The following is a 26,596-nucleotide window of genomic DNA, read 5'->3' as shown; positions in this document are numbered from 1 at the left end:
AGATGAAAACAGTATGTCATCAAATTTTCAAGCAGTTGTTGTAGATAAAATGGGAGAAGATGTGTCGGTTCAGGTGAAGTCGATTGATAAAGATCAGTTGTCACAAGGTGACGTTTTAATAAAAGTAGCTTATTCCAGTGTGAATTTTAAAGATGGAATGGCAGGGCTGCCTAATGGAAACATTGTTCAGTCGTATCCGTTTGTTCCCGGAATTGACTTATCAGGCACCGTGGTTTCTTCAAAAAACAATCGTTTTAAAGAAGGAGATGAAGTCATAGCCACTAGCTATGAGATTGGAGTCTCCCATTATGGCGGCTATAGTGAATACGCGAAAATTCCCGCTGAGTGGATCGTGCCGCTTCCGAAAAATATGACCCTGAAGGAAGCGATGATCATTGGGACAGCGGGCTTCACTGCTGCTTTATCGATTCATCGTCTGGAGGCGAATGGACTGACACCTGATCAGGGAGATGTGCTGGTCACAGGTTCAACTGGCGGAGTTGGCAGCATGGCAGTTGCGATGCTGGCAAAGCGGGGCTATAAAGTGGTGGCGAGTACAGGGAAAGAAGAAGAGCACGACTTTATGAAAAAGCTTGGTGCTGATTCTGTTATTTCCAGATCGGATGTCTATAACGGAGAGTTAAAGCCTCTGCAAAAAGGGACCTGGCAGGCCGCTGTAGATCCCGTAGGCGGAAAAAGCTTAGCGGCTGTCCTCAGCCGTATAAAAAGAGGCGGTGCTGTGGCAGTCAGCGGTTTGACTGGTGGAAGCGATATACCAACAACTGTGCACCCCTTTATTTTAAGAGGGGTCAGCCTGCTTGGTGTTGATTCGGCCTACTGTCCAATGCCGCTTCGTGAAAAGATCTGGAACCGCCTTGCGGATGATCTTAAGCCAGAAGGGTTAGAGGCACTGGTCGATCGTGAGGTTTCACTGGAGGACACCCCGGCAGCAATGCGTGATATTCTTCAGAGTAAAATACGTGGAAGAGTGCTGGTGAGAGTGTAAGAAAATTTTTGGCTACTTTACTTATCCGCTTCAATGACCTAAGCGTTATAGAGCAATCAAAAAGCTAAATAATTCTGTACAAAATAAAGAATGCCTTCATGAATACGTTCATGTAGGCATTCTTGTTTTATTCTGATCTGCTTTTTATGCAGCTAACCACCGTTTTAAATGGCAGTACTTAGGAGATAATGGGGAAGATAGCTATAATATATTTCTGGAGGGCACGCTGCATGCCAAAAATTCTTTCTGTAAGTTCCTATAAACCCCCTTATACCATCAGGCAGGAAGAAACTGCCCGGCTGACTAAAGAATTATTCAAAGACAGCTTTACTGAAATTGAGAGATTAATGCGAGTATTTCAAAACGGTGAAATCCATACAAGGCATTTTTGTGTTCCAATGGAGTGGTTTGAAAAGCCTCATAGCTTTGAAGAGCGTAATGAACTATATATTGATCTCGCCACTCGTTACGGTGTTGAGGCGATTAATGCATGCTTGCAAAATCAGCTGTTTCTAACGGAGGAAGCAGGATGCTCTGACATTGATGCAATCTTTTTTGTTTCCAGTTCAGGCATTTCAACTCCCAGCATCGATGCAAGAATTATGAACCATCTTCCATTCTCAGATCGTACGAAAAGAATCCCGATATGGGGACTTGGCTGTGCCGGCGGAGCATCAGGTGTAAGCAGGGCTTTTGATTACTGTTTAGGCCACCCGGATTCAAAGGTGCTTGTTGTGTGCGTTGAGCTCTGCAGCCTGACCTTTCAGCGTGACGACCGGTCCAAAAGCAACCTGATTGGAGCCTCGCTTTTTGCAGACGGGGTAGCCTGCGCACTTATATGTGGGGATGAAGTAAAGACGACAACGAAAAAGCCAATGCCATCCATTTTATCCACCGCTTCCAAGTGGATGCCCGACTCTGAGGATGTAATGGGGTGGGATGTGAAAAATAATGGTTTGCATGTCGTATTTTCTAAAGACATTCCAACGATTATCCGCGGCTGGCTGGGACCCTTTGTGCACGAATTTTTAGCTCAAAATCAGCTTCAATCGGATGAAATTACACATTTCGTCGCCCATCCCGGCGGTAAAAAAGTGCTGGATGCATACGAAAAAGCGTTGGGCTACAGCCGGGATCAAACAAATAATTCCAGAGAAGTGTTAATTAATAACGGCAATATGTCATCTCCGACGGTTTTGTATGTTCTGGAGGAATTCATGAAACAACCGTGCAAGAAAGGGGACTATGGATTGATGACTGCGCTGGGACCTGGTTTCAGCGGGGAATTGCTATTGCTTAAATGGGATTGAGGAGGACTTGCCATGCTTTTCTTGATTATCTTCGGATTCGTCATTATTCAGCGGCTCGTGGAATTAATGGCTGCAAAAAGAAATGAGAAATGGATAAAGAATAAAGGTGCATATGAAGCAGGTTCCTCTCATTACCCCGTTATGATTGCGCTGCATGCGGGTTTTTTCATAAGCCTGCTTTTTGAAGTACTTGCCGCCGGCCGGCCTGTTTCAGCTTTCTGGGCGCCTCTGCTTGTGCTATTTGGGCTGACTCAGATCGTTCGCATATGGTGTTTGTTGTCACTTGGACGGTATTGGAATACGAAAATTTTGATCTTGCCAGGCGCAAAGGTTGTAAGAAGGGGCCCTTATAAATATATAAAGCATCCAAACTATGTGATTGTGACAATTGAAATTCTGCTGCTGCCTCTGTTATTTCAAGCTTATGTCACAGCTGTTGTTTTCACATTCTTAAATGCTGCCATGCTGTCGGTTCGAATTCCTGCTGAGGAAAAGGCTTTAAAAAGGTTAACAAACTACACAGAAGCATTTCAAAAACAGTGAATAGTATAGCTGTTTTGACAGGTGCTGAGAATGGCAGCCATTTTAGTAGTCATTTAATGAACACCCGCCAAAATAATGATACACTATAGCCACTCATTATAAGCGTTGCGGGTGGGGAGACTAGATGTTCGAAGCGAATTATATGGATATTGACATTGAACAGTATTTAGAAGAACAATACGATATTATGGATGTCAGTCTCTTAGCGGGGAAAATCATGCTTGAAAGCGGAGCGGAAACCTATCGAGTGGAAGATACCATGATGCGGATTGCTGCTTCCTATGGAATTAAGGAATCCCACAGCTATGTTACCCCGACAGGAATCATGTTTTCCATTGAAACAGAGGAACCGACGAAAACGAAGCTTATGCGGATCTCGGACCGGACCACGGATTTAAAAAAGGTGATGCTTGTAAACAGCACGTCCAGGAGAATTTCCAACGGAGAACTTTCTGTTCCGCAGGCCTATCGTATTTTAAAACAAATTTATCAATCGGATGAAACGTACTCGCTTAAGACACGGCTTGCTGCGGCTGCGATTTCAAGCGGTTGTTTTTTAATGATGTTTCAGGGAGGATGGATTGATTTTCTTCCGGCTGTTTTGGCTGGCGGAGTGGGCTTTGCCAGTGTGGTCTACTTTAGTGAGCTTATTTCCATTAAGTTTTTTGCGGAGTTTATGGCTTCCTTAATTATCGGTTTAATGGCTTTTCTTTTTGTTCAGATTGGCTTTGGCCAGGAGCTTGATAAAATTATTATAGGATCTGTCATGCCGCTGGTGCCCGGCCTGTTAATTACAAATGCTGTACGGGATCTGATCGCAGGGCATTTAATATCCGGTTTATCCAAAGGGGCAGAAGCATTTCTGACAGCCTTTGCCATCGGCTCAGGAATCGCTGTAGTCGTCACATTTCTATAGAAGGGAGCAAAGATTATGTCTGTTTTAGTACAGCTTGTTACCAGTTTTATTGCCGCGGCAAGCTTTGGGATTATCTTCAATGCTCCTAAGGAATCGTTAATTAAATGTGGATTTGTCGGCATGCTCGGCTGGACTGTCTATTACCTTATGGAAGCGCAGGGAATCGACGAAGTTCCTTCAACGGTTGCGGCGGCCTTTTTAATCGCAGTCGTAAGCCAGGTATATGCAAAAGTCTATAAAGCGCCAATTATTATTTATATCGTAGCGGGGATTATCCCTCTTGTCCCCGGCGGAATGGCGTACAATTCAATGCGCAATTTCGTCACCAACGATTACAATATGGCCATTACACTTGCTGCAAAAGCATTTATGATTTCAGGCTCTATAGCTATGGGCATCGTATTATCAGAAGTAATTAACCAGCTGATGCGTCAAAGCCGCATGAAGAGGATTGGATGAGCTGTGTTTTGATAAAAAAATAAGACAAAATCCAAAAAATGTGTTCTCGCGACTAATTTTCGCGAGAGCATTTTTTTGTCATTTTTGATTCCAAATAAGACTTCAAAAAGCTTAGGTTCATTGCAGCGGAAGGTGGTGACTCCTGCGGGATGCAGCGGGAGAGGTGAGACGCTGAAGATGCGCAGCATCAAAGTGGCTCACCCCCGCCCCGCGGAAAGCGCCGCCTGCAGCGGAAATGAACCGGTCCCCTTTAGTGCACTAGCCCAGGATATTATACCGTTTTAGTCGAAATTTTTCGATAGGATTGAAACAAAATATCACTATTTTCGAAATATATTGACATAAAAATTCAATGATCGTATAATGGAAAAAAATACAGGTGGAGGGCGCAGATGGGATATGTAATTGGAATTGATGGCGGAGGAAGTAAAACAACTTACTCGATTTGTGAAGTAAGCAAGCACACCCAAAAGACCTTCCAGCCTGCTGCAACATTTCAATCAAAAGGAACAAATCCTCAGGTAATTGGTTTTCAGGAAATGGCTCAACAGATTGGTGAAACAATAAAAAACCTTCTGAATAAGCTCTCCATTCCACCCCGGGATATTGTCAGCGTATGCTGCGGATTGGCTGGCGTTGGAAGAGAGGACGATGAAGAAAAAGCTGCCTTGTACATAAGGGAAAAATTTTTGTCCATTGGAATTGACAGAAATATAAGATTATTCATTTGCTCTGACTTATATATTGCGTTGAGAGGAGCGCTGAATCCCGGAGTGAAGGAAGGAATCCTTGTCATAGCCGGCACCGGATCCAATGCAATCGGCAGTACAAAAAATGAATCGGTATACAAAACCGGAGGCTGGGGCCATGTTCTGGGAGATGAAGGCAGCGGCTATCACATTGCGTTAAAAGCATTAAACAAAGTAACCCGATCCTATGATTTGCGTGAAAATAAAACGTTGTTAAATGAAATGATTCTTGAAAAGTTAAATTTGTCTTCTGAACCCAAGTTAATCTCCTACATATACGGTACAAAACCACAAAAAAATGAAATCGCCGGCTTAGCTGAAGTTGTTATTCAGGCAGCCGATCAAGGTGATCACATAGCCATTCAGATTTTGAAGGAAGCATCCGATGAATTGGTTCAGCATGTCCGAAGCCTTCACCTTATGTCGGATCAGTTTGATAAAAACACAGCCATCACTACGGCAGGCTCCATTTTGACACATTCTGCTCTCATAAAAGACCAGTTTATTAAAAGCATTACTGAAGAAAAATTAGGCCATTACCAGAAATCTTATGCCACCCCCGTAGACGGCGCACTTGTTATCGCCCGTGAACAATATGAAGCCGCCCAGTCATTTAACGGATAGCCAAGTGCGATTTTAAAGAATAGAAGGTGATTGTGATGACGTTAAATCTTTCTGAACTGGTAACCGAACAGCGAAATAAAAACAGTATGAATCTGGATCAGATGGAGATTATCGAGATTTTAAAAGTAATCAATAACGAAGATAAAAAAATTGCACATGCTGTAGAAGAAGTTCTTCCGGAAATCAAAATAGCAGCAGAAAAGATCTTTCAGGCATTTTCAAGAGGCGGCCGGCTCTTTTACAGCGGCGCGGGAACCAGCGGCCGGCTGGGGTATGTGGATGCTTCAGAATGCCCTCCTACTTTTATGACGCCTCATGAAATGGTGCAGCCTATTATGGCCGGCGGTATTCACGCATTTGGAAAAGCGCTTGAAAGCAGTGAGGACAAAGAAGAGCAGGGTGCTGCTGATCTATCCGTTAAGGAAATAACAGCCAAGGACGTGGTGGTTGGGATTACAGCAAGCGGGCGCACACCTTACGCAATAGGAGCTTTAAAGCATGCGCGAGAAAAAGGTGCCTATACCGTTTCTCTCTCAAGCAATAAAAATTCGGTGATTAGTAAATATGCAGATTGCAAGATTGAGGTGGTAGTTGGTCCTGAAGTACTGACAGGCTCCACTCGTATGAAGGCAGCCACTGCCCATAAAATGATTTTAAATATGATGAGTACTGCGGCTATGGTGAAGTTTGGAAAAGTCCAGGAGAACCTCATGGTGGATGTTCATGCAAGCAATTATAAACTGATGGAACGAGCAAAAAGCATTATTATGGAACTCACCAATGTACCATACGAAACGGCAGAGAAAACACTTGAACTGGCCGAAAGAAAAGTGAAACCGGCAATTGTAATGATTGAAGCCAATGTTACCTATGAAAAAGCACAGGAAGCCATTTCAGCAAGCAATGGGTATGTAAGAAAAGCAATTGAAACGGCCAGAAAATTGGATGCAGGAAGCTGAAACAAAACGGATTGAACGATCGTTGACGTGCATTCGTTAATGATTTTCAAATAATAACAATGTTAAAAGGGGGATATCGTTTTGAAAAAGTATTGGAAAAGTCCGGGATTGCTTTTGGGGGGAGTTGTGCTTTCTGCCGGAATGATGGCGGGATGTTCGTCAGGTGATGAAGCTGGTGGAAACGGTGAAGGCGGTTCTGGCGGGGATGGGATGTCAGGTGAACTGGAAATTCAGTATTTTGTAGGGGGCTACGGGGATTCCTGGTGGAAGGAAGTGATCGCTGACTTCAAAAAGGAATATCCGGATCTTACGATTGTGGAGCATAAAGGACCAAATATCAATGATGAGATGAGGTCACGATGGGTATCCGATGATCCGCCGGATGTTGTCTACATCGATGGTGCCGGTTCAAGCGAAACGCAAATGATTGAGGATGGACAGCTGGCTAATCTTACGGAGCTGGTGGAAGGAATCGAATTAGAGGACGGCTCGCCGCTGATCGATAATTTCATTGTGGATCCTGATAAACATGATGGGGAAATTTTCAGCCTGCCGCTTGTATTTGATACATGGGGCACCTGGTATGATAAAGCCTGGTTCGAAGCGGAAGGGTTTGAAGTCCCAACCGATTTTGACAGCTTTATGGAATCAATGGGAGACATAAAAGAAAAAGAAGATATCGATCCGTTTGTGACAAGCGGACAGCATCCTTACTACTTCCTGCGCGGTGTATTGTATCCGGCATTCGGTGCAGCTGGCGGAGAAGAACTGCTGGCTGACGTAATCACAGGTGCTGAAGGAGCATGGACAAGCGATGCTGTGCTGCAAACAATGAAAAAGGTAGAGGAAATGCAAAAAGCAGGATTCTTTGATTCCGGCTTAGGAGCTCTCAACCATACACAGTCACAAATGAATTTCCTTCTTCATAAAAACGCATTTGTACCTGTAGGCTTCTGGCTTCCAAATGAAATGGCAAACGATACACCGGAGGATTTGGAGTTTGGCTTTATTCCTTCACCTATGCAGGATCCAGGCCAGCCGTTTGGCATCGTGCCTGATTTACGTCCGCTTGCCATTGCAGAGAACGCTGAAAATAAAGAAGCAGCAGAAGCTTTTGTTGAATTCGTATTTAAAAGAGACTATGCGGTTTCATTCTCAGAGCATACAGGAGCAATCATGAACATTTCAGGTGTGGATCTAACTGAAAACGAAAATGTTCCAGCTTACTTAAAAGATGCCAACGCAATGATTAATGATCCGGAACAGGTACAGATTTACCAAAAACCGCATCCAATGAGCGCAGATTTGGAAACGCCGATTGGAAACTCACTTCTATCTCTAATGCTCGGTAATATTACAGCAGAAGAATTTGTGGAAGAAGCAGAGGCGGCAGCTGCAGAATACCGCAATTAAATCAGACGTTTAAAAAGGCATGAAGATGTGAGAAAGCCATGTAAATGGAGTCTGTTTTTCTCAGCTACGAGGTGAACGGAGCGGAAGGTGGCGACTCGTGCAGGATTTGACGGCGCTTAAGACCCCACAAGGCGAAGCCTGAGGAGGGCTCAAGCGAAGTCCCTGCGGAAAGCGTCCACCTGAAGCGCAGTGAACCGGTTAGATGAGGTTGAGACACATTTGTCCCAGCCTCATTCTGCTTATTGAAGCGATTGAAAACAAAAAGAAAGAGTGATTGGATGGTACAGTCGAAAAAGCAAAAGTATCTATTTTTAGCTTTTTGTTTGGTTCCAACGTTTATATTATTTTCGATTTTTACACTTTATCCTTTGTTTAGTGGACTATACTATTCATTTTTTGATTGGTCAGGATCTTCATCCAGCCGTGAGTTTATTGGATTCGATAATTACCAGCAGCTTCTGAAAGATAAAATCTTTCCAAGAACAATTCTTCACGACTACTTTTTAGTGATCACTAAGGTGTTCGGAATTATGATCCTGGCAATCTTTTTCGCTGTGGCGCTTACCCAACTGAAAATTAAGGAAGCACCTTTTTATCGAGTGGTGTTTTTCTTTCCTAATATTATGTCTGTCGTGGTAATCGGGATTCTGTGGACTTTTATTTATAATCCGAGTCTTGGTCTCGTTAATTCAGGATTGGAGTTTATGGGATTGGGAGAATGGGCAAGGCCCTGGCTTGGCGACGAGGATTGGGCTTTACCGAGCCTAGTGCTTCCATCAATTTGGGCGGGGATCGGTTTATTCATGCTGATGCTCATTGGCGGAATTTCAAATGTATCCAAAAGCTACTATGAAGCAGCAGAAATTGATGGAGCAAATGAATGGCAGCAATTCTGGAAGGTTACTCTTCCGCTGGTATGGCCTCAAATTAAAATCTCAATTTTATATATTGTCATCACAACATTAAATGGCTCTTTTATCATTGTGCAGATTATGACAGGCGGAGGACCAAATAATGCTACGCATGTCATGGGCTCGTATTTATACCAGCAGGCATTTGTACAATTCAATTTTGGCTACGGGGCAACGATCGGCGTGATGATCCTGATTTTATCGCTCATCACCGTACTGGTTCTGCAATTCTTTATGAGAAGAGAAAAAGTACATTACTAGATTGTTCGGAAGGTTTGAGGAGGGTTGGGGAATGAAGAAAAACTTGAAGCCGGCATTGATTCGGACAGGGATCAGAATCCCGCTTATTTTATGGACGATTGCCGTCCTTTATCCGATTATTTGGATGTTCATTGGCTCATTTAAATCGAATGCTGAAATTTACGCAAATCCATGGGGGCTCCCTGAAACATTAAATATCCAGAACTTTGTGGATGCGTGGAGCAGCTACAATATTGATTCAGGCGTCTTTAACAGCGTTATCGTAACAGTGCTGGGAATGTTTCTCACGCTGGTTCTTGCACTGCCTACCGCGTATGCAATTGAACGCATCCGGTTCAAGGGGAGTGGGATTCTTTTTACGATCTACATCTCAGCCATGATGATTCCAATGGTTCTTGGCTGGATTCCATTATTTTTTCTATTGATGGAATTTAATTTGCTAGATAGTTTAATAGGCTTGTCGATTGTTTATGCGATCTCACAGCTTCCTTTTTCAATCTTTGTCCTCACCAGCTTCATGGGTACAATTCCCAAAGAGCTGGAGGAGTCAGCATCGATCGATGGATTGTCGCCCTATGGTATACTTTTACGTATTATTACGCCATTATCTACAACGGCGATTATCACTGTATCCATCATGAATGCCATACATTTCTGGAATGAATACTTTATGGCACTCATTTTCCTTCAATCAAGAGAAAATTATACGCTGGGTCTGGCAATTGACTTTATCAGCAGCGAAGCCCAATATACAAACGCATGGGGAACCTTATTCGCAAGTTTAACCATAGCGATTATCCCGGTAATTGTCCTGTATGCTATTTTCCAAAAAAGAATAGCGAAGGGAATGACTGAAGGAGCAATTAAAGGTTAGTTAAAAATTAGTAGAAGGATGAGGCTCTTGAATGATGTAACCAAATCAAAATCATCACTATCAGGCGGATTGGTTATGCTTAATGAATTAATGCATAAGCTGCCGCCTTCAGAAAAGAAACTGGCGGATTTTATTATCAATCATCCCCATGAGGTAATTTACCTGACCGTCGCGCAGCTTGGAGAAGCGAGCGGCACAAGCAGCGCCGCTGTCATCAGATTATGTAAGTCGCTGGGGTTAAAAGGATTTCAAGAGCTGAAACTCAGAATTTCAGGAGATCTCCATAAAGACCAGGACGACGAGTTCAGCGATATCCAGCCAAGAGAAGATCAGGAATCCATCGTCCAAAAAGTAACGAATAACAGTATCCAGGCAATTAAAGAGACAACCGAACTGGTTAACTATGAATCGTTGGGGAAAGCAGTTGAAGCGATGCAAAATGCTGAAAGAATTCACTTTTTTGGCGTCGGCGCATCCGGAATCATCGCAAAGGATGCACAGCAGAAGTTCATCCGCATGAACAAAGCAACATCTGCCTTCACTGACATCCACAATGCTGGTATGTATATTGCTAATGCAAAAAGAAATGATGTTGTGTTTGGCATTTCTTTCTCAGGGGAAACGCATGAAACCGCAAAGATCATGGAGCTTGCACGGCAAAAAGGGGCCACGACAATCAGTTTGACGCGTTACGGTTCCTCACCAGTAACAGAGCAGGCAGAAATCAATTTATTTATCTCAGCCTCCCGTGAAATCCCTGCACCATTTAGAAGCGGCGCCACATCTTCCCGACTGGCGCAGCTCCACATGATCGATATTTTATTTACAAGCGTGGTAACCGATCAGTATGAAGAAGCATCCGTTTATCTAGAGGAAATTAAAACGACAATGGAATTTTTGAAGAAGAAGTGAGCCGAGCCCTTTTGATAAGGGCTTTTTTTGGTTGCAGGCCGGTTTGGCGGGGTGTGGCGAGGGTTAAACAAACGTTTGATTGTGGGATGCTGGTCCAGTGTCAGTATAGGATGAGGCGGGGATTGATTTGGTTGGAAGGATGTTAGATACAAATGCGTGGGAGGAGGGAGGTGATCGATAAAACGGGTGCCCGTGGTCCCCGTTCTGCGGTTCCAGTGAATGAGGCCCAGGCGCCACAGTAAGGAGGCCGCGACCGATATAACCGAAAAGATGATCGATATCCTGTAAAAGAAGTTAGATAAAACGTGAAAGATGTTCGATAAAATGCTTGGGAGGAGGGAGATGATCGATAAAAGTTGAGAAGTGATCGATATCTGTTGTGAGATGTTCGATAAAAGTGGAAAAGTGATCGATAAGTTCGGAAAGATGATCGATAAAAACGGTACTCGTGGTCCTCGTTTCCGTGATCCCCGTTCTGCGGTTCCAGTGAATGAGGCCCAGGCGCCACAGTAAGGAGGCCGCGACCGATATAACCAAAAAGATGATCGGTATCCTGTAAAAATGTTAGATAAAACGTGAAAGAAGTTCGATAAAATGCGTGGGAGGAGGGAGATGATCGATAAAAGTTGAGAAGTGATCGATATCTGTTGTGAAATGTTCGATAAAAGTGGAAAGGTGATTGATAAGTTCGGAAAGATGATTGATAAAGCCGCCGAAACCTCCCCGCTCAAAGTTCCGCCCCAACCTCCCCGAAGCTCACCGCCAAAAGTCCGCAGCCGAAACCTCCCCACCCCCTGAACCTACAAAAAAACACTGGCAAAATGGCTCCAAAAAGCCATCTCACCAGTGCAGTTTCATGAATTGGAACTCCTTAGAATCCCGACTAGTTAACGTTTACAGCCACCACATCTCGGCTGGTTGCTCTTTGATATTTACTGATTTAAGCGTTGTAACTGCCCGCTGAAAGCCTTCTTCAATGCTCATAATCGGGTCTTCGTGTTCGATGCTGACAACATGATCGTAGCCATAAGTGCGAAGTGCACTGATGATACTTCCCCAGACATCAGCGGAATGGCCCATGCCGACTGTGCGGAAGTTCCATGCGCGTGTTTGGATTTCGCTGTAAGGCTGCATATCTGTTAAGCCATACATGTTGACGTTATCTTGATCAATATAAGTATCCTTGGCATGGAAATGGTGGATCGCACCAGCTTTTCCTAGGATTTTGATGGCGCCTACCGGGTCGATTCCCTGCCACCATAGATGGCTTGGGTCAAGATTGGCCCCGATGTATTCGTTTGTTGCTTCGCGTAGTTTCAGCATGGTATGGGGTGTATGGACAGAGAATCCTCCGTGAAGTTCAAGTCCGATTTTCACATCGGCTTCTTTTGCGATTTCCCCAATTTCTTTCCAGTAAGGAATGAGTTTCGATTCCCACTGCCAAGTCAGAACATCACCGTATTCATTTGGCCATGGAGCTACAGGCCAGTTTGGCAATTTTGCCTCTGCATCCGCACCAGGTGTTCCGGAGAACGTATTAACGACAGGAACGCCCATTAATTGAGCAAGCTTGATGCTTTTGCGCAGGGCTTCGTCGCTTTCTCTGGCGAATTCCGGATCCGGGCTTACCGGGTTTCCGTGGCAGCTGAACGCGCTGATTGTAAGACCGCGTGAAATGACAGCATCTAAATACTGGTTTCGCTTGCCCTCGTCTTCAAGCAGCTCATCAATCGGACAATGGTTTGTTCCAGGGTAACCGCCTGTGCCGATTTCTACTGCATCCAGACCTGACTCTTTTACATAATCAAGCATTTCTTCAAAAGGTTTTTGTGCAAATAGTACTGTAAATACTCCTAGTTTCATTGCTGTTCCTCCTTAAGTGAACGAAATTGCCTTGCCAGTTTCACTGCTTTCATAAATAGCTTCGATTATTTTTGAGACGATTAATGCTTCCTCAGGTTTTACAAGTGGTTTTTGACGGCCGCGGCAGCTTTCGATGAAATTGGCTGCCTGAGGAAGGCTTGGATTTTCGTCATCTGAAATCCAGTAAGCACTCTGGTCAAGGAGCATACCGTATTTTGCCTGATAGAGCTTTAACGGAAACACGTCAAGACCGCCGTTTGTACCTGATACGCTGACGGTTTCCTGGTCATCAGCCAGGTTAGCTGCCCAGGATGTTTCAAAGAGGAGGGTGGCCCCGTCCTTGAATTTAATAAATGCAGTAGCATGGTCTTCAACCTCAAACGTGGAAGGATCGAACGACCCCCACTGATTGACCACATCCAGCTGACGGCTGAGTTCATTGTATGTAGCGCCGGATACCTCTGCAATTTCCGGAAATTCCATTAGATGCAGAGACAGATCAAGGAAATGACAGCCAAAGTCAATTAGGCTTCCGCCTCCTTGAAGATCCTTGTTTGTAAAAACGCCCCAGCCTGGCACTTTGCGTCGGCGAATCGCTTGCGCACGGGAAACGAGCGGCCGGCCGATTTCACCTTCGTCTATAAATCGTTTTGCTGCGCGGGCTTCTTTGGTGTAGCGGTAATGATAGGCAATCATCAGAATTTTATCCGCTTTGTTGGCTGCTTCAATCATCTCTTCACATTCTGCTGAAGACATTGCCATTGGCTTTTCACAAAGTACGTGAATGCCCGCATTCAGTGCTGCAATCGAAATTTCAGCGTGAAATTTGTTTGGTGTGCAGATTGTCACCGCGTCTACATGCTGGAATACTTCTTCGTACTGTGTGGTGTGAAAGGGAATCGCGTGTTCATTTGCTACAGTTTCCGCGCGTTCCTGGTTCACATCACATACCGCTGTAATTTCCACATGATCTTTTAACGCCAGAAAGGAGGGGAGGTGCCTCGATATGGCAATCCCTCCAACTCCGATTAATCCCATTCTTAACTTTTCCATTTTATCACCTATAACTTTACGATTTGTTTCGTTTCCTCTGATTTCAGTGCCCCTAAAATAACAAGCAAAGATTTTTTGCCTTCTTCACCGGTAATTAACGGAGCTTTCCCTGTTAAAATCGAGTCTACGAAGTGGTCAATAACGCCAGTGGATACTTGTCCGCCTTCTTCATTGGATTGAATTTGTCCCAGGCTCAGTTCTTCTCTCGTTCCATCATGCTTGTGGAAAATAACAGAATGCTTTTCGTCATCCTCCAGTCGCAATACACCCTTTTCCGTGTAGATCACAGTTGAGTTATCTTCTTTGCCTTTATACGCCCAGCTTGCTGCAAGGGTACCGATAATGCCGCTTTCTGTTTTCAGAATCAATACTGCATTATCGTCAACATCGGCGTGATCTTTTGCACTGGTTTCTACCATTGCGGCTACTTCAACCATTTCTTCACCTAAAATATAGCGCAGCAGATCTGTTTTGTGAACACCCAGATCGCCCATGGCGCCAATGAAGGCTTCTTCTTTTTTAAAGAACCAGCTTTCTGCTCCGTCTGCACTCCATGCTTCGGGACCAGGGTGGCCAAAGGCTGTTCTGAAGCTGTACACCTTGCCGAATTTGCCTTCTTTAAGCCAATTCTTTGCTTGCTGATGAGATTCGACGAGCCGTTGATTATGGCCGATCATCAGTGTTTTACCACTTTTCTCGGCAGCTGAAATCATTTGGTCCGCTTCTTCTTCACTCGTTGCCATTGGCTTTTCGCAAAGAACGTGTTTTCCTGCCTCAAGGGCTGCGATGGAAACAGGGGCGTGGAGATAGTTTGGCGTACAGACGCTCACAGCATCCAAATCTTCTTTTAAAAGATCATGATAGTCACTGAAAATTTTAGCGGCACCGAATTTAACCCCGATTTCTTTTGCCCTTTGTTCATTAATATCACAAACTGCTACAATTTCAACGTTTTTGTTTTCAGCATACTCTGGTAAATGTCTTTTCGAAGCAATGCTTCCTGCGCCTACAACGCCAATTTTAAGCTTTCTCATGAAACTTATTCCTCCTTGTAGCCCGCAAGCTTTTCTAATGGCTTTGCATTTCCGTACACAGGATAGTCGCGTGTAGTCGGTGCAGCCCATTTAATCGCATTGCCAATTACTTTTTGAATTTGCTTATTATAATAAGTTGGGTGCGTTTCATGGCCTGGACGGAAGTAGAAAATCTTCCCGTTGCCGCGTTTGAATGTCGCGCCGCTACGGAAAACTTCTCCGCCCTGGAACCAGCTCAAGAAAACAAGTTCGTCCGGTGCAGGGATGTCGAAGTGTTCACCGTACATTTCTTCTTCTTCAAGTTCAATGTATTCTCCAATGCCTTCCGCGATAGGGTGGCTTGGATCTACAACCCACAGACGTTCTTTTTCCTGGGCTTCACGCCATTTCAGGTCGCAGCCCGTACCCATTAATGTTTTAAAGATTTTGGAGAAGTGGGCGGAGTGAAGGACAATCAGTCCCATTCCTTCCCATACCCGTTTTTGGACTTTTTCAACAATTTCATCGTCAACTTCATCGTGTGCCACATGGCCCCACCATAAAAGGACATCCGTATTGTTAAGCACGTCATCCGTTAAGCCATGTTCAGGCTCGTCAAGCGTAGCTGTTTTAACGTCATATCCCTGTTCGCCAAGGGCTGATGCCAGCACCTGATGAATACCATCCGGATAAATTTTCGTTACTTCTTCATTGTTTTTCTCATGTCGGTATTCATTCCATACTGTTACATTCATTCAAAACACTCCCTTTATTCTTTTACTGAGCCGGAAGTTAATCCAGCAACTATTCTTCTTTGGAAAATCAATACCAGTATAACAATAGGAATGGTCACAAGAACAGTAGCAGCCGATATATCTCCCCAAGGAATTGTGAATTGACTCTGATAGAAGGAGATTCCTACTGGCACTGTACGCCATGTGTCTTCTGTGTTAATGGTAAGGGCAAAAAGATATTCGTTCCATGCAGCGATAAAAACAAGAATGGCAGTTGTAAATACACCAGGCGCTGCAAGCGGAAAAATAATCTTCCTAAACGTTTGAAATGGTGTTGCTCCGTCAAGCTTAGCAGATTCTTCAAGCTCCCAAGGAATCTTTTGAAAGAAGGTTGACAGAATCCAAATCGCAAGCGGCAGGCTGATCGTGATATAGGGAATGACAAGCCCCATATAGCTGTTGCGAAGACCTACTGATGTAATAAAGTTATAGATTGGTGAGATAATCGCAATTTGCGGAAACATGGATGCTGCAAGAATAGTTCCCAGAATAAGCCCTTTAAATTTAATTGGAAGACGGGTCAGGGCATAAGCAGCAACTGATGCACATGCAATTGCAATAATGGTTGTTAAAGTTGAAACGACAAAACTGTTCGTCATATAACGTACCAGGGGACGATTCGTCAGCGCGTTTTCATAAGATGCCAAAGAAGGATCTGCTGTGAACCAATTAAAATTATTAAAAATTTCACCAGGCGGTTTGATCGACGTGAGGAAAACCCAGATGAAAGGGAACATCACGAAAAATACAAACACGACCAGAAAGATATAAAAACCAAAACCTGCACGTTTGTTCATCTTGATTCCTCCTTATCGATTTGATCTTCCAGCAAACAGATCAGACCCGATGAATTTTATAAATAGTGTTGAAAGCAGGGCAACGCATAAGAATACAATGACAGAAAGAACTGAACCTGCTCCAAAATTTTGCTGCGAGAATAGTGTAATGTAAGCATAAATCGATATTGATTCAGTAGAGTTTGCCGGTCCTCCGCCTGTTAAAACATAGATCAGGTCAAAGACGCGGAAAGCATCTAATGTACGGAATAATAGGGCTACAAGAATTGCGGATTTTAATAATGGGAGGGTAACCTTCCAAAATTGCTGCCACTTACTGGCGCCATCCACTTCAGCGGCTTCGTAAAGAGAGCCTGGAATGGTCTGAAGGCCAGCGAGTAAAAGCAGGGCCATATATGGCGTCGTTTTCCATACATCTGCAAAGATAACGGAGAACATGCCGCCTGCACTTGTTGACAGCAGAACGGAAGCGTCCTTTATCAAACCAAATTGTTCAAAGTAATGAGCAACGATACCCGTTTGGCCATCGTATAAAAATCCCCACATCATTGCAGCAACCGCTGTTGGGATGGCCCAGGGAATAAGAACGGAAGCACGTACGATTCCGCGTCCGGAAAATGTTCGGTTAATAAGGAGGGCTATGGCTAATCCGAGTATAAGCTCGACACCGACTGAGACGATCGTAAAGACAAAGGTATTGGATAATGACTGCCACATGCGTCCGTCTTGAAGATAGCGGCTGTAGTTATTTAATCCAATAAAGTTAGATTCGATAATGGCTTTGTTTGTGGATTCAATTGATCCTGCAACATTTGATGCGGTGGTTGTAACTGCCTCATCAGAGGATCCTTCAGCTAAAGCCAGAAGATCTTCTTGAGCCGTAGCCAGGAATTCTTTATAATCACCAGCCCATTCATTTTCGACCTTGGCATATTTTAAATCCCGGTCTGAAATAGCGGTGAATGAAGCAATCAATGTTTCTACTTCTTCGTATTGCTCTCCAACACCATCCATTGCTAAAAGCTCTTCGTGATAGGTTTCGATACCTTCACGAATTTCATTGACAGCTGCAGCATCGTCTGGTGATTGACCAGCTAAATCTCCTAAATCTCTGGAAAGATAAAAATAATCATTAGCATAGCGTTCCAAATCCATATTGGACTGAAGAAATCTTTCAGATCGGGAAGGGTCATTCAATCGGTAATCAAATAAGCTGTTGTAAAAAGATTGGGCAACCGGCCATAAGGTAACCAGGATAACAAGAATAAGTGCTGGCGCCACCATAAGATAGCCAAGCTGCTTTTCATTTAGCGAAAACTTCAATTGTATCACCCACTTCTTCGTTAATAGAAAGGGGAGGTGATAAGATCCACCCCCCCTTTTGTTAAGTTTTTGGTGTGTTGCCACTTTTATTTTATCCAGTTGCAGCGGGCAGCTTCTCGGATCGTAAGTCACGCAGCCATTTAGGCAAAGAGCGCCTAATTGGCTGCGCGTCTTACGTCTGTCGAAGCTAAACGCCCGCTTCCGCTTTTACGTTATCCAGCTGCAGGCGCTAGCCCCTCGAGGTCATAAGCCACGCTGACCAAGTGGATAAAGAGCATCCACTCGGCCACCGCGTCTTATGCTTGTCGGGGCTGAACGAGCGCCTTCCGCTTTTATTTTATCCAGCTGCAGCGGGCAGGGGCTCGAGGTCACAAGTCAAGCACGATCGGAAGGCAAAGATCGGCCTTCCGTTCGCACTTGCCTTGTGCTTGTCGCCCCTAAACGCCCGCTTCCGCTTTTATTCTGCCATTGCAGCTTCAATTTTGCTTTGCATGTTGGCGGCTGCTTCTTCTGGTGTGATGTCCTGTGCGAGTGCTTTTGAAAGTTCTACTTGCATGATATCAGTGATTTGCGGGTAGATCGGCGATACTGGACGAGGCACTGCATTTTGAAGAGTGGTTACAAACTCTTCGTTCGCAAACAATGCTGCTGCCTCTTGGACTTCAGGATCATCGTAAAGTGCTTCAATTGTTGGGGCACGTCCGCCTTCAACTGCACTGATTTTTTGTCCTTCAGGTCCGGACATGAATTTTACGAATTCCCAGGCTTCTTCCTGGTGTGCGCTGTAGCGGTTGATCATGCTCATCCATCCGCCAAGTGTGGCTGCGTTGGTCTCATCTCCTGCAGGTAATACAGAAAAACCAACGTTTCCTGCTACTTCTGATGCTTCTTCATCATTAGATGTGTTTTGCATGTAAGGCCAGTTGCGGGCAAAAACTGCTTGTCCGCCAACCCAGGCGTTGTTTGTTTCAGTTTCCTGGAAGCTTAAGATATTGCTAGGTACAAAATCAGAGTTAACGAATTCAACCATTTTCGTGATACCCGCCACTGTTTCCGGGCTGTCTACTACTACTTCATTGTTTTCATTAACCACTTCACCGCCATAGGCTGCGATAAATTCTACTGCGTTTGTTACCATACCTTCATATTGGTTTGCCTGCATAAGATAACCAAACTCAGTCCCGGCTTCTCCATTAAGTTCACCGGCCATTTCGAAAAGTTCATCCCAGGTTTTTGGCGGCGTTTCTACGATGTCCGTGCGGTAGAATAGAAGGCCTGCATCAGTATATTTTGGCATTGCGTATTGACGTCCGTTAAAATTACCTGATTGAACAGTTCCAGGGAAGAAGTCATCCATGTTGATGCCATCTGCTTCAATGAACCGATCCAGTTCAAGAGCATATTGAGCTTGAGCAAATTCAGCCGGCCAGATAACATCCGCATCAAATACATCGATTTCATCACTTTGGCCGCTGAATGTCGTTACATACTGGTCATGTGAAGTGCCAGTATCAGCAGGCATTTCCTGGCGTTTTATTTTAATATTTGGATTTTCTTTTTCGAAGGCTTCAATCAAAGCATCTGTAGCCCCTGTTACATCAACTCCGCTGGCATAGACAATTTCTACCTGCTCTTTTGATGAATTATCGTCAGAACCAGTGTCTTCGGTTGCGTTATCTGCGTCATCACTGCAAGCAGCGAGAAGCAGGCTCATTGTAAGCACCGAAACACCTGCAATTTTTTTATTCCAAAGTTTCATAATAAGAAAGCCCCCTTAAAGTTAAGTTGATTGCCGTTCAATTAAACGAATGGGAAGTATAATATCTTGTGAGTCATTTGAACGCTCGTTATTAATGATTTCAAGCATAACCTCCATAGCAGTGAAGCCAATATCAGATGTATGCTGATTAATGGTTGTGATTTGCGGATCAAGCAGCTCCGCAATCGGCTGATCATCAAAGCCGACCACCGCTAAATGTTCGGGTACCTTCCACAAATGGTGCTGCGCCTCTTTGATTACACCCGCAGCTACCTCGTCACTGCCTGTAAAAATGGCAGTGGGGGGGTCGGTTAAACGGTTAAGCTGCCTGAAAATATTTCTGCCATCTTCAATGGTGAAAATATTCTTAAACATCCAGCCGTCAAGCGGTTCAATCCCAAATTCTGTCATTGCTTTTAAATAACCTTTTCTTCGATTAACGGAAACGCTGCTGTCATTCCCTTGGCAATAAGCTATTTTTGTGTGTCCTTTTTCGAGTAAGTGCTTTGTACCAATGTACCCGCCTTCAACCTGGTCGAGTCTGACCCGAATGACGGTGGCTTCAGGATCGTATTCGTTGCAATAGATAATCGGGCCGTATTTGGTAAAGGGCTCAATTACTTCCCAGCGATTCTCGACTGATGCCATAATAATTCCATCAACCTGTTTAGATTTAAGCAGTTGAAAATACTCCAGTTCCTTTCCTTTATCAATTCTGGTATTGCACAAAATCAGTTGAAATCCGCATACAGCGGCCCGATTTTCCATGGCATCCACCAGCTGGCTGAAGAAAGGGTTTACAATACGTGACACTAAAACGGCTATTTTTTTTGTTTTTAAGTTTCTCAGCCGTTGTGCAGAAGAGTTAGGAACGTATCCAAGTTCCTTCATGGCCTTTTGAACAGCCTTTTTTTTGTCTTCACTCACGTAAGGATGATTGTTAATCACTCTGGAGACAGTAGCCTGTGACAACCCAGCTTTGGACGCAACATCTTTAATGGTATACAGCGCGCTCACCCTCCTATAGGAACACCCCCAAATAAGACTATGAATCTATGAAATCGTTTTCACATATTGAGCATATTACAATGATATGACAAATGCAATAGCAAATAAAAATATTCTAAATACTTTTTTTATTCAGATGAAAAAGACAGCTATTTGCTAGATTCAAGCGATTTTTACCAGTTTTTATTATATTTTCTCAATAAAAAAGCTCACTTTTGCTTGTGATGGAAACAAAAGTGAACGCATTTGACTGTGTTAAAAATCGTATTTAAGCTGATTCATCATCATCTGATGGAGGCAGGGAATCCTGCTGCATATCAATGGAGTGGCGAATAGATCCTGGCATGTCTGTATCATTCATTCGTATGCGGACATATAGCGGGAATAACTCTTTCATGCTGTTGGTATAATTAGATCCGTCTTCAGGAATTTCATGAGAGATTGGCTCATTTTGATCATTTAATTGAATAACCACGGGCAGGGATGCCCCGGCTTCAATATCCTGCTGTTCCCTGTTCCACACTTCAAACCCGTACCAAAGATACATCTCCTGATCATTTCCTCCATAAATTTTATATGCATCTGTAATGATGCCTCCGTCAGTCTTCTGGGCGATGTTGTTATTCAAATAGGCTTCGAGAGATTTAGCGTTGTAGGAAGGGAAACTAACAGATGCGTTAAAAATTATAATAATAATCACTAGCAGGGTAATATAAAGCGTATATTTTACTTTCTTTTTTAAACGCATAGTCAGCCTCCTAATTAAAAAATACATTCTATAGTAGACATTTGACAGATCATGTAGAAATCCTGCTCCTATGGAAATATTTATTTAAAGACAGAAGAGGAGCACTCAAATGCTTCAGTTCGATTTTATGTCCTAATCACGCTATACTACAAAGAGAAAAATGGATAAGAGTTTAGAGGAGGCATCTTGTAAGATGAAGCCAGAAAGTAAAATAAAACTAATTGCATTAGATATGGACGGCACCCTGCTGAAAAATGATCACACAATCTCGGACTATACGCGCAAAATAATTAAAAAAGCGCAGCAGCAGGGTGTAAAGGTCATGGTCAGTACAGGCAGACCATTAATCAACTGCCAGGAGATTGTTGAATCGCTCGATTTAGCTTCCTATTTAATTACTGTAAACGGCAGCGAGATTTGGGATTCTGATCTGAACTTGGTCGATCGCACGATGATTGATGTGGACCATATAGACCAGATGTACGAATTAGCCAAAAAGCATGAGACGCATTTCTGGTCTTCTACTGTCGGAGGCGTATGGAATAAAAATACGGCTTTCCCTGAACGATTAGAGGAGCATGAATGGTTAAAATTCGGTTTTGATATTGAAGACGACGAGGTTAGGGAAACGATCCGCGAAGAGCTGACCTTAAATAATGCGCTTGAAATCACCAATTCAAGTGAAACGAACATCGAAGTAAATGCTGCAGGCATTAATAAAGCAGCAGCCATTCGAAAGGTGTGCGAGCGGTTGAATATCACCATGGACGAGGTGATGACGGTTGGTGACAGCTTAAATGATCTGGCGATGATCAATGAAGCAGGCATTGGCGTTGCGATGGGTAATGCACAGCAGGCAGTAAAGAATGCCGCCGACTGGATCACTGATACGAATGAACAAGATGGAGTGGCCAAAGCAATAGAAAAGTTTGTGTTATAAAGATTTGTATCACTTCAGCAGGTTTTCACTTTCCTTAAAAAGGGTATTTTCAGTAGGCAGGCCTAAATAATCGACATGTAAAAACAACCTCGTTTATACTGAATAAGAGAAAATTTCGACTGTCGAAAGGAGTTTACTGATGAATACGATTACGCTTAATAATGGACTTGAAATGCCTCAAATTGGATTAGGAGTTTGGCAGGTAGAAGATGGCAAGGTCGCAGCAGACTCTGTCAGAAAAGCAATTGAAACAGGTTACCGTTCAATTGATACAGCTGCTATTTATCAGAATGAAAAGGGAGTGGGCCAGGGCATTAAAGAATCAGGTGTACCCCGGGAAGAACTTTTCATTACGACAAAGGTTTGGAATGCAGATCAGGGCTATGATACAACGATTAAAGCGCTTGACGAAAGTCTTGAAAAGCTTGGTCTTGACTACGTTGATCTGTATCTGATCCATTGGCCGATGCCTGATAAGGATCGTTATATCGACACATACAAAGCAATGGAAAAACTGTACGAAGACGGCAAAGTTAAAGCAATCGGAGTTTGTAATTTTGAAATTGACCACCTTCAGCGTTTAATGGACGAATGCACCGTTAAACCGGCTGTAAACCAGGTGGAGTGCCATCCTTATCTTGGACAGCATGAGATGAAGGAATTTTGTGCGAAAAATGATATTTATTTAGAATCATGGAGCCCGATAATGCAGGGCGGTGAAGTACTTAAAGATGAAGCAATTCGCAATATTGCAGAAAAGTATGGCAAAGAACCTGCTCAAGTGGTGATTCGCTGGCATCTGCAAAGCAATTCAATTGTCATTCCAAAATCCGTAACGCCATCCAGAATTGAATCAAACTTCGATGTTTTCGATTTTGAATTAACTGATGATGAAATGAGAACCATTAATGATTTGGATCGCAACGAGCGTAAAGGTCCGCATCCAAATGAAATGGATAAAGAATAGGCGTTAAAGTAACACCCTGGACATTAATTTGTTCGGGGTTTTTTGTATGCAGGAAAAATGGATCTAGAAGGAAGGATTAGTTTAAATAATCGTATGGATAGTTCATTTGAATTATTTTCCACATTCAACCGCTTGGAGCTGTTTCGAATTAATTTCATCGGGTAAATATGTACTAAGAATAACGAGCAGCAAATTTTTTAACATGACAGGGAGGAATGGCAGATGTCTAGAAAATATGTTGAAACATTTAGAACACAAGAAGAAGTTTTAAGGAAGATTGAAGAGTTAAAATTAGAAGGATACTCAGAACAAGATATGTATGCTATGGCAAGAGATAAAGAAGAACTTTCGTTAGTACGAGGAAGAACAGATGTGGACCTTGAATCATCCGAGGGGAATTGGATGGATAAGTTTAAAGCATTTGTAACGGGTGATTCACCTGTAAGAGAAGCGTTTCATCGCATGGGATTAGAGCGGGAAGCGGCGGAGCGTTATTACGATGATGTCAATAATGGAGCTATTTTACTGTATGCAGACAGTGGTTTTGATCAATCAGGCCAGACAGCTGCAGTAGAAACAAGTCCAAATTATGTTGACGGAAATATTGCTCCTCCTACAGGGCTGGAAGATAACCGAACAGCAGGTGCAAACTTTACAAGTGAACCGACTCATACAGAACCCGGCAGTGATCATGGCAAAAATCTTGAGCCATCAAGAGAAGACAAACAGCGATTTGGCAATGAAACAAGCGGTTCAAGCGGTATCAGCAATGAAAGTAAAGGCATGACCAGCAGTACGAGCACGGGTGAACACACAGGCCGTAGAGACAATAATGAAAAACCGAGGATTAATATCGGTTCAACTGCCAATAATAATCAAACTCACGACCCAAGGAATAATCAGAGTAAGGGTATGGACAGTGCGACAAACAGCACAATCTCTGACGATGTTGTCGATGCCGGAACGCCAAGAAGTGATATCCGTCCTGACCAGGAGGGAGGCGGGCAGCAGGAAGCACCTGCATCATCCGACAATAGTGAATGGCCGCCTGACAGCCGGGGGAAAGGCAATTCCGGCACCATTTCAAATTCCAGTGAAGAAACCATTTGGGTAGGCAATGACACTCATATCGGTAACCGCCATGAAGAAAAGCAGGTAGAAGATGAAAACCGTTTATGGGGAGGCCAGGGCGTAGAGGATGATAAGGACGTCAACAGCCATAACCATGAAACTGGCAGAACGAAAGATAAAAAGGATAAAAGTGAAGAAGAAAGAAGACTGCTTGAGGAAGAACGAGTCTTTAGAAATAAAGATCGGTTTTAATTAAGGAGGTTGGGACATAACTCCAAAGTTATGTGAATTGAGCCTTTTTAATTGCAAATATGAGGTTAACGGAGCGGAAGGTGGCGACTCCTGCAGGATTTGACGGCAAGCTGAGACCCCCGTAAGGCAAAGCCTGAGGAGGGCTCAGCGCCGTCCCTGCGGAAAGCGTCCGCCTAAAAGCGCAGTGAACCGGTTAGAAGAGGTGAGACACATTTGTCCCGCCTCTTTTTTAGTATCTTTTTTTAGTGAAGCCTTCTTCCTCAAGATAAGAAGCAGCTTCATTATAAGTGGTGAAGATTCCGTCCAGATTCTTTCCTGCATAGACGCTCCACATATCCTCTTCTTTCACTAATGTCAGTGTTTGCAAGTTCTGGTTGCCCCATGTTTCCTCCACATGCGGTTCGAAATCAGCAAGCTCCTCCTGCGGTTCCTCTGACAGGGAACGAATGGATTTTTCAATTACCAAACGGATGTCCTCTTCAGGAAATTCACGGACGTTAATCATGCCCTTATTATTTTTTTTATAACCTTTTACAAACCCTCCGAAAATAAAGGCGTTTCCGTTAGGATGAAGATGGTAAACGACAATGGATTTATCCCGTTTGCTTTCCTCAAAATGAAAATTAATTCTTCCTAATGAAACATCATTTCTCGTTAATTCAGGATACGATTCAAAAATTGCTAATTTTTCTTCAAATGTAAGCATAATGCCTCCGGTCATGTTCTTTATATTGTAATTGATTTAGTATACCACATTTGAGCTGAATCTTTCTATGGTTGCTGGGAGGTTGTAAGTTCTCTGTCAAAGGAATGGAAACGGGTTCCCTGAAAATCAAGTGTACCCGTATCTCCCTCTGACATCAGGCCGAATTCGGTGCCTTTTACCTGGAATTCTTTTCGATTGCCATTGGTAAATTCAAAGGTCACGAAGTACGAAGTGCTGGCAGAACGCTGATTACCTCCAACATGGTGATTGGTGGATGTTCTTTTGGTTAATACAAACGCTTTTTTAGTTTCACGTGGAGCCCGATTGTTCGTCGACCATACCGATACACCTTTGAAGACAGTAAATATGATGATGCCAAATACGATGATAAACACAGCTGCTATGAAAATAGGAACGCCGGTAAACATCAGGTCAGAAGAAGTGTTGGCTGTAAACTGGAGTAATAAAAACATTTTTCCCCCTCCTAATTGAAGATTAGTAATTTAATTATACAGAATCCCTATATATAACTTAAATTACTAATAATTCAGATTTTTAATAAACGGTATGATAGGATTTATTAATACTTACATACAATTGGGAGTGAGCAAATGAATGATGTCAGCGGGAAAATCGTTTTAGTTACCGGCGGCTCAAGAGGGCTTGGAAAATTCATAAGTGAAGCTTTGGGTAAATCAGGGGCAACGGTTATTGTCAACTATGCCCATAATCGGACAGCGGCAGAAAAGACGGCACAGCATATTCAACAAGAGGGGGGACGGGCTTTTGCTATTCAGGCAGATGTGACAGAAGAAGCCGCTGTAAGGGAGATGGTAGAAAAGATCGAACTGACAGCGGGGGGATCTGTTGATGTGCTGGTCAATAACGCGACGGGTCCGCAGCCTGAGCTTTCAATCGAAGAAAGTTCCTGGCAGGACTATATGGATCAGCTCGAATTTTTTGTAAAAGCACCTCTGTTGCTTACCAAGGCGGTACTGCCAGCTATGAAAAAAAGGAAAAAGGGAAGAATTATTACGATCGGCAGTGAGGTTATTCAGCTGGGCAATCCTAACTTTTCAAATTATGTGACAGCAAAATCTGCACAACTAGGAATGACAAGATCCTGGGCAAATGAACTCGGACCGCATGGAATTACGGTGAACTTGGTTAATCCCGGTTTTATCCCGGTTGAAAGACATGAGGGAATTGATCCGGGCAATTATGCAAAAGGGGTTCCGCTTGGACGTGTGGGAAAGGGAGAAGACATTGCAAATGCCGTTGTTTTTCTGGCATCAGAAGAATCAAGATTTATAACCGGGCAATCGATCTCCGTAAACGGTGGAAATACGCTGGGCATTTAGAAAA

At 43.5% G+C, this 26,596-nt stretch carries 26 protein-coding genes; 15 read left to right on the top strand and 11 right to left on the bottom strand.

Annotated elements, in window-relative coordinates; translation table 11 throughout:
* Positions 1–13: 13 nt before the first annotated feature.
* The 11 genes from E2R51_RS10665 (at position 14) to E2R51_RS10615 (ending at position 10,937) form a co-directional block, all read left to right on the top strand.
* On the top strand, positions 14–1,006 hold the full coding sequence (locus tag E2R51_RS10665) for an NADPH:quinone oxidoreductase family protein (RefSeq protein ID WP_133377020.1): 993 nt from the start codon (positions 14–16) through the stop codon (positions 1,004–1,006).
* Between the two features lie 230 nt (positions 1,007–1,236).
* Positions 1,237–2,316, top strand: a complete 1,080-nt coding sequence (locus tag E2R51_RS10660; RefSeq protein ID WP_133377019.1) for a type III polyketide synthase — start codon at positions 1,237–1,239, stop codon at positions 2,314–2,316.
* A 12-nt stretch (positions 2,317–2,328) separates the two neighbouring features.
* On the top strand, positions 2,329–2,859 hold the full coding sequence (locus E2R51_RS10655; protein ID WP_133377018.1) for an isoprenylcysteine carboxyl methyltransferase family protein: 531 nt from the start codon (positions 2,329–2,331) through the stop codon (positions 2,857–2,859).
* A gap of 124 nt (positions 2,860–2,983) precedes the next feature.
* A complete protein-coding gene (locus E2R51_RS10650) occupies positions 2,984–3,775 on the top strand; it encodes a threonine/serine exporter family protein (protein ID WP_240733039.1) in 792 nt (263 codons plus the stop codon).
* Between the two features lie 15 nt (positions 3,776–3,790).
* Complete coding sequence (locus E2R51_RS10645; RefSeq protein WP_133377017.1) at positions 3,791–4,234, top strand: threonine/serine exporter family protein; 444 nt, start codon at positions 3,791–3,793, stop codon at positions 4,232–4,234.
* 392 nt (positions 4,235–4,626) lie between these two features.
* Positions 4,627–5,607: an N-acetylglucosamine kinase gene (locus E2R51_RS10640; protein ID WP_133377016.1), complete on the top strand. Its 981-nt coding sequence runs from the start codon at positions 4,627–4,629 to the stop codon at positions 5,605–5,607.
* A gap of 35 nt (positions 5,608–5,642) precedes the next feature.
* Positions 5,643–6,566, top strand: a complete 924-nt coding sequence (murQ, locus tag E2R51_RS10635; RefSeq protein WP_133377015.1) for an N-acetylmuramic acid 6-phosphate etherase — start codon at positions 5,643–5,645, stop codon at positions 6,564–6,566.
* A gap of 81 nt (positions 6,567–6,647) precedes the next feature.
* Positions 6,648–7,979 carry an ABC transporter substrate-binding protein gene (locus tag E2R51_RS10630; protein ID WP_483299928.1) on the top strand — a complete coding sequence of 444 codons (1,332 nt, stop codon included), beginning with the start codon at positions 6,648–6,650 and terminating at the stop codon, positions 7,977–7,979.
* Between the two features lie 278 nt (positions 7,980–8,257).
* Entirely contained in the window at positions 8,258–9,151 is an 894-nt protein-coding gene (locus tag E2R51_RS10625) for a carbohydrate ABC transporter permease (RefSeq protein ID WP_133377014.1), read from the top strand.
* Between the two features lie 31 nt (positions 9,152–9,182).
* Positions 9,183–10,025, top strand: coding sequence for a carbohydrate ABC transporter permease (locus E2R51_RS10620; RefSeq protein WP_133377013.1), 843 nt, complete (start codon positions 9,183–9,185; stop codon positions 10,023–10,025).
* Between the two features lie 75 nt (positions 10,026–10,100).
* Positions 10,101–10,937 carry a MurR/RpiR family transcriptional regulator gene (locus tag E2R51_RS10615; RefSeq protein WP_133377093.1) on the top strand — a complete coding sequence of 279 codons (837 nt, stop codon included), beginning with the start codon at positions 10,101–10,103 and terminating at the stop codon, positions 10,935–10,937.
* Between the two features lie 894 nt (positions 10,938–11,831).
* Here the strand turns inward: E2R51_RS10615 and E2R51_RS10610 are convergent.
* The 9 genes from E2R51_RS10610 to E2R51_RS10570 form a co-directional block, all read right to left on the bottom strand.
* Positions 11,832–12,800: a sugar phosphate isomerase/epimerase family protein gene (locus E2R51_RS10610; protein ID WP_133377012.1), complete on the bottom strand. Its 969-nt coding sequence runs from the start codon at positions 12,798–12,800 to the stop codon at positions 11,832–11,834.
* A gap of 12 nt (positions 12,801–12,812) precedes the next feature.
* Entirely contained in the window at positions 12,813–13,853 is a 1,041-nt protein-coding gene (locus E2R51_RS10605; RefSeq protein ID WP_133377011.1) for a Gfo/Idh/MocA family protein, read from the bottom strand.
* 8 nt (positions 13,854–13,861) lie between these two features.
* Entirely contained in the window at positions 13,862–14,887 is a 1,026-nt protein-coding gene (locus tag E2R51_RS10600; protein ID WP_133377010.1) for a Gfo/Idh/MocA family protein, read from the bottom strand.
* A gap of 5 nt (positions 14,888–14,892) precedes the next feature.
* Complete coding sequence (locus E2R51_RS10595; RefSeq protein WP_133377009.1) at positions 14,893–15,621, bottom strand: ThuA domain-containing protein; 729 nt, start codon at positions 15,619–15,621, stop codon at positions 14,893–14,895.
* Positions 15,622–15,635: 14 nt separating this feature from the next.
* The gene (locus E2R51_RS10590) at positions 15,636–16,457 is read right to left on the bottom strand and encodes a carbohydrate ABC transporter permease (protein ID WP_133377008.1); all 822 of its coding nucleotides are present in this window, start codon (positions 16,455–16,457) and stop codon (positions 15,636–15,638) included.
* A gap of 12 nt (positions 16,458–16,469) precedes the next feature.
* Positions 16,470–17,741: a carbohydrate ABC transporter permease gene (locus E2R51_RS10585; RefSeq protein WP_133377092.1), complete on the bottom strand. Its 1,272-nt coding sequence runs from the start codon at positions 17,739–17,741 to the stop codon at positions 16,470–16,472.
* A gap of 496 nt (positions 17,742–18,237) precedes the next feature.
* Entirely contained in the window at positions 18,238–19,539 is a 1,302-nt protein-coding gene (locus E2R51_RS10580) for an ABC transporter substrate-binding protein (protein ID WP_133377007.1), read from the bottom strand.
* A gap of 21 nt (positions 19,540–19,560) precedes the next feature.
* Positions 19,561–20,556, bottom strand: a complete 996-nt coding sequence (locus E2R51_RS10575) for a LacI family DNA-binding transcriptional regulator (RefSeq protein WP_306462116.1) — start codon at positions 20,554–20,556, stop codon at positions 19,561–19,563.
* Positions 20,557–20,815: 259 nt separating this feature from the next.
* On the bottom strand, positions 20,816–21,295 hold the full coding sequence (locus E2R51_RS10570; protein WP_133377006.1) for a hypothetical protein: 480 nt from the start codon (positions 21,293–21,295) through the stop codon (positions 20,816–20,818).
* Between the two features lie 193 nt (positions 21,296–21,488).
* Here E2R51_RS10570 and E2R51_RS10565 point away from each other — a divergent pair, with 193 nt between their 5' ends.
* From E2R51_RS10565 to E2R51_RS10555, 3 genes are all read left to right on the top strand, one after another.
* Complete coding sequence (locus E2R51_RS10565; protein ID WP_133377005.1) at positions 21,489–22,235, top strand: Cof-type HAD-IIB family hydrolase; 747 nt, start codon at positions 21,489–21,491, stop codon at positions 22,233–22,235.
* 139 nt (positions 22,236–22,374) lie between these two features.
* A complete protein-coding gene (locus E2R51_RS10560) occupies positions 22,375–23,202 on the top strand; it encodes an aldo/keto reductase (RefSeq protein ID WP_133377004.1) in 828 nt (275 codons plus the stop codon).
* Between the two features lie 222 nt (positions 23,203–23,424).
* A complete protein-coding gene (locus E2R51_RS10555) occupies positions 23,425–24,525 on the top strand; it encodes a YflT domain-containing protein (RefSeq protein WP_133377003.1) in 1,101 nt (366 codons plus the stop codon).
* A gap of 229 nt (positions 24,526–24,754) precedes the next feature.
* Here E2R51_RS10555 and E2R51_RS10550 read toward each other — a convergent pair whose 3' ends face one another.
* Both E2R51_RS10550 and E2R51_RS10545 read right to left on the bottom strand, forming a co-directional pair.
* Positions 24,755–25,231 carry a hypothetical protein gene (locus tag E2R51_RS10550; protein ID WP_133377002.1) on the bottom strand — a complete coding sequence of 159 codons (477 nt, stop codon included), beginning with the start codon at positions 25,229–25,231 and terminating at the stop codon, positions 24,755–24,757.
* A 65-nt stretch (positions 25,232–25,296) separates the two neighbouring features.
* On the bottom strand, positions 25,297–25,704 hold the full coding sequence (locus E2R51_RS10545; RefSeq protein ID WP_240733038.1) for a DUF2500 domain-containing protein: 408 nt from the start codon (positions 25,702–25,704) through the stop codon (positions 25,297–25,299).
* A 138-nt stretch (positions 25,705–25,842) separates the two neighbouring features.
* On the opposite strand from E2R51_RS10545, the gene E2R51_RS10540 reads away from it, so the two are divergent.
* A complete protein-coding gene (locus tag E2R51_RS10540) occupies positions 25,843–26,592 on the top strand; it encodes an SDR family NAD(P)-dependent oxidoreductase (RefSeq protein WP_133377001.1) in 750 nt (249 codons plus the stop codon).
* Positions 26,593–26,596 lie beyond the last annotated feature (4 nt).

It is taken from the genome of Jeotgalibacillus sp. S-D1 (assembly GCF_004358665.1).
Taxonomy (GTDB): Bacteria; Bacillota; Bacilli; order Bacillales; family Jeotgalibacillaceae; genus Jeotgalibacillus.
Note: the sequence above shows the minus strand (reverse complement) of the source record. Positions and strands in the feature narration are given on the sequence as shown.

Excerpts from the sequence above, each read along its gene's own strand:
- E2R51_RS10545 (WP_240733038.1), bottom strand. The coding sequence starts at position 25,704 with ATGTTTTTATTACTCCAGTTTACAGCCAACACTTCTTCTGACCTGATG.
- E2R51_RS10540 (WP_133377001.1), top strand. The coding sequence starts at position 25,843 with ATGAATGATGTCAGCGGGAAAATCGTTTTAGTTACCGGCGGCTCAAGA.
- E2R51_RS10655 (WP_133377018.1), top strand. The coding sequence starts at position 2,329 with ATGCTTTTCTTGATTATCTTCGGATTCGTCATTATTCAGCGGCTCGTG.
- E2R51_RS10580 (WP_133377007.1), bottom strand. The coding sequence starts at position 19,539 with ATGAAACTTTGGAATAAAAAAATTGCAGGTGTTTCGGTGCTTACAATG.
- E2R51_RS10595 (WP_133377009.1), bottom strand. The coding sequence starts at position 15,621 with ATGAATGTAACAGTATGGAATGAATACCGACATGAGAAAAACAATGAA.
- E2R51_RS10550 (WP_133377002.1), bottom strand. The coding sequence starts at position 25,231 with ATGCTTACATTTGAAGAAAAATTAGCAATTTTTGAATCGTATCCTGAA.
- E2R51_RS10610 (WP_133377012.1), bottom strand. The coding sequence starts at position 12,800 with ATGAAACTAGGAGTATTTACAGTACTATTTGCACAAAAACCTTTTGAA.
- E2R51_RS10640 (WP_133377016.1), top strand. The coding sequence starts at position 4,627 with ATGGGATATGTAATTGGAATTGATGGCGGAGGAAGTAAAACAACTTAC.
- E2R51_RS10600 (WP_133377010.1), bottom strand. The coding sequence starts at position 14,887 with ATGAGAAAGCTTAAAATTGGCGTTGTAGGCGCAGGAAGCATTGCTTCG.
- murQ (WP_133377015.1), top strand. The coding sequence starts at position 5,643 with ATGACGTTAAATCTTTCTGAACTGGTAACCGAACAGCGAAATAAAAAC.
- E2R51_RS10660 (WP_133377019.1), top strand. The coding sequence starts at position 1,237 with ATGCCAAAAATTCTTTCTGTAAGTTCCTATAAACCCCCTTATACCATC.
- E2R51_RS10570 (WP_133377006.1), bottom strand. The coding sequence starts at position 21,295 with ATGCGTTTAAAAAAGAAAGTAAAATATACGCTTTATATTACCCTGCTA.
- E2R51_RS10650 (WP_240733039.1), top strand. The coding sequence starts at position 2,984 with ATGTTCGAAGCGAATTATATGGATATTGACATTGAACAGTATTTAGAA.
- E2R51_RS10555 (WP_133377003.1), top strand. The coding sequence starts at position 23,425 with ATGTCTAGAAAATATGTTGAAACATTTAGAACACAAGAAGAAGTTTTA.
- E2R51_RS10620 (WP_133377013.1), top strand. The coding sequence starts at position 9,183 with ATGAAGAAAAACTTGAAGCCGGCATTGATTCGGACAGGGATCAGAATC.
- E2R51_RS10560 (WP_133377004.1), top strand. The coding sequence starts at position 22,375 with ATGAATACGATTACGCTTAATAATGGACTTGAAATGCCTCAAATTGGA.
- E2R51_RS10665 (WP_133377020.1), top strand. The coding sequence starts at position 14 with ATGTCATCAAATTTTCAAGCAGTTGTTGTAGATAAAATGGGAGAAGAT.
- E2R51_RS10565 (WP_133377005.1), top strand. The coding sequence starts at position 21,489 with ATGAAGCCAGAAAGTAAAATAAAACTAATTGCATTAGATATGGACGGC.
- E2R51_RS10625 (WP_133377014.1), top strand. The coding sequence starts at position 8,258 with ATGGTACAGTCGAAAAAGCAAAAGTATCTATTTTTAGCTTTTTGTTTG.
- E2R51_RS10645 (WP_133377017.1), top strand. The coding sequence starts at position 3,791 with ATGTCTGTTTTAGTACAGCTTGTTACCAGTTTTATTGCCGCGGCAAGC.
- E2R51_RS10605 (WP_133377011.1), bottom strand. The coding sequence starts at position 13,853 with ATGGAAAAGTTAAGAATGGGATTAATCGGAGTTGGAGGGATTGCCATA.
- E2R51_RS10615 (WP_133377093.1), top strand. The coding sequence starts at position 10,101 with ATGCTTAATGAATTAATGCATAAGCTGCCGCCTTCAGAAAAGAAACTG.
- E2R51_RS10585 (WP_133377092.1), bottom strand. The coding sequence starts at position 17,741 with ATGGTGGCGCCAGCACTTATTCTTGTTATCCTGGTTACCTTATGGCCG.
- E2R51_RS10590 (WP_133377008.1), bottom strand. The coding sequence starts at position 16,457 with ATGAACAAACGTGCAGGTTTTGGTTTTTATATCTTTCTGGTCGTGTTT.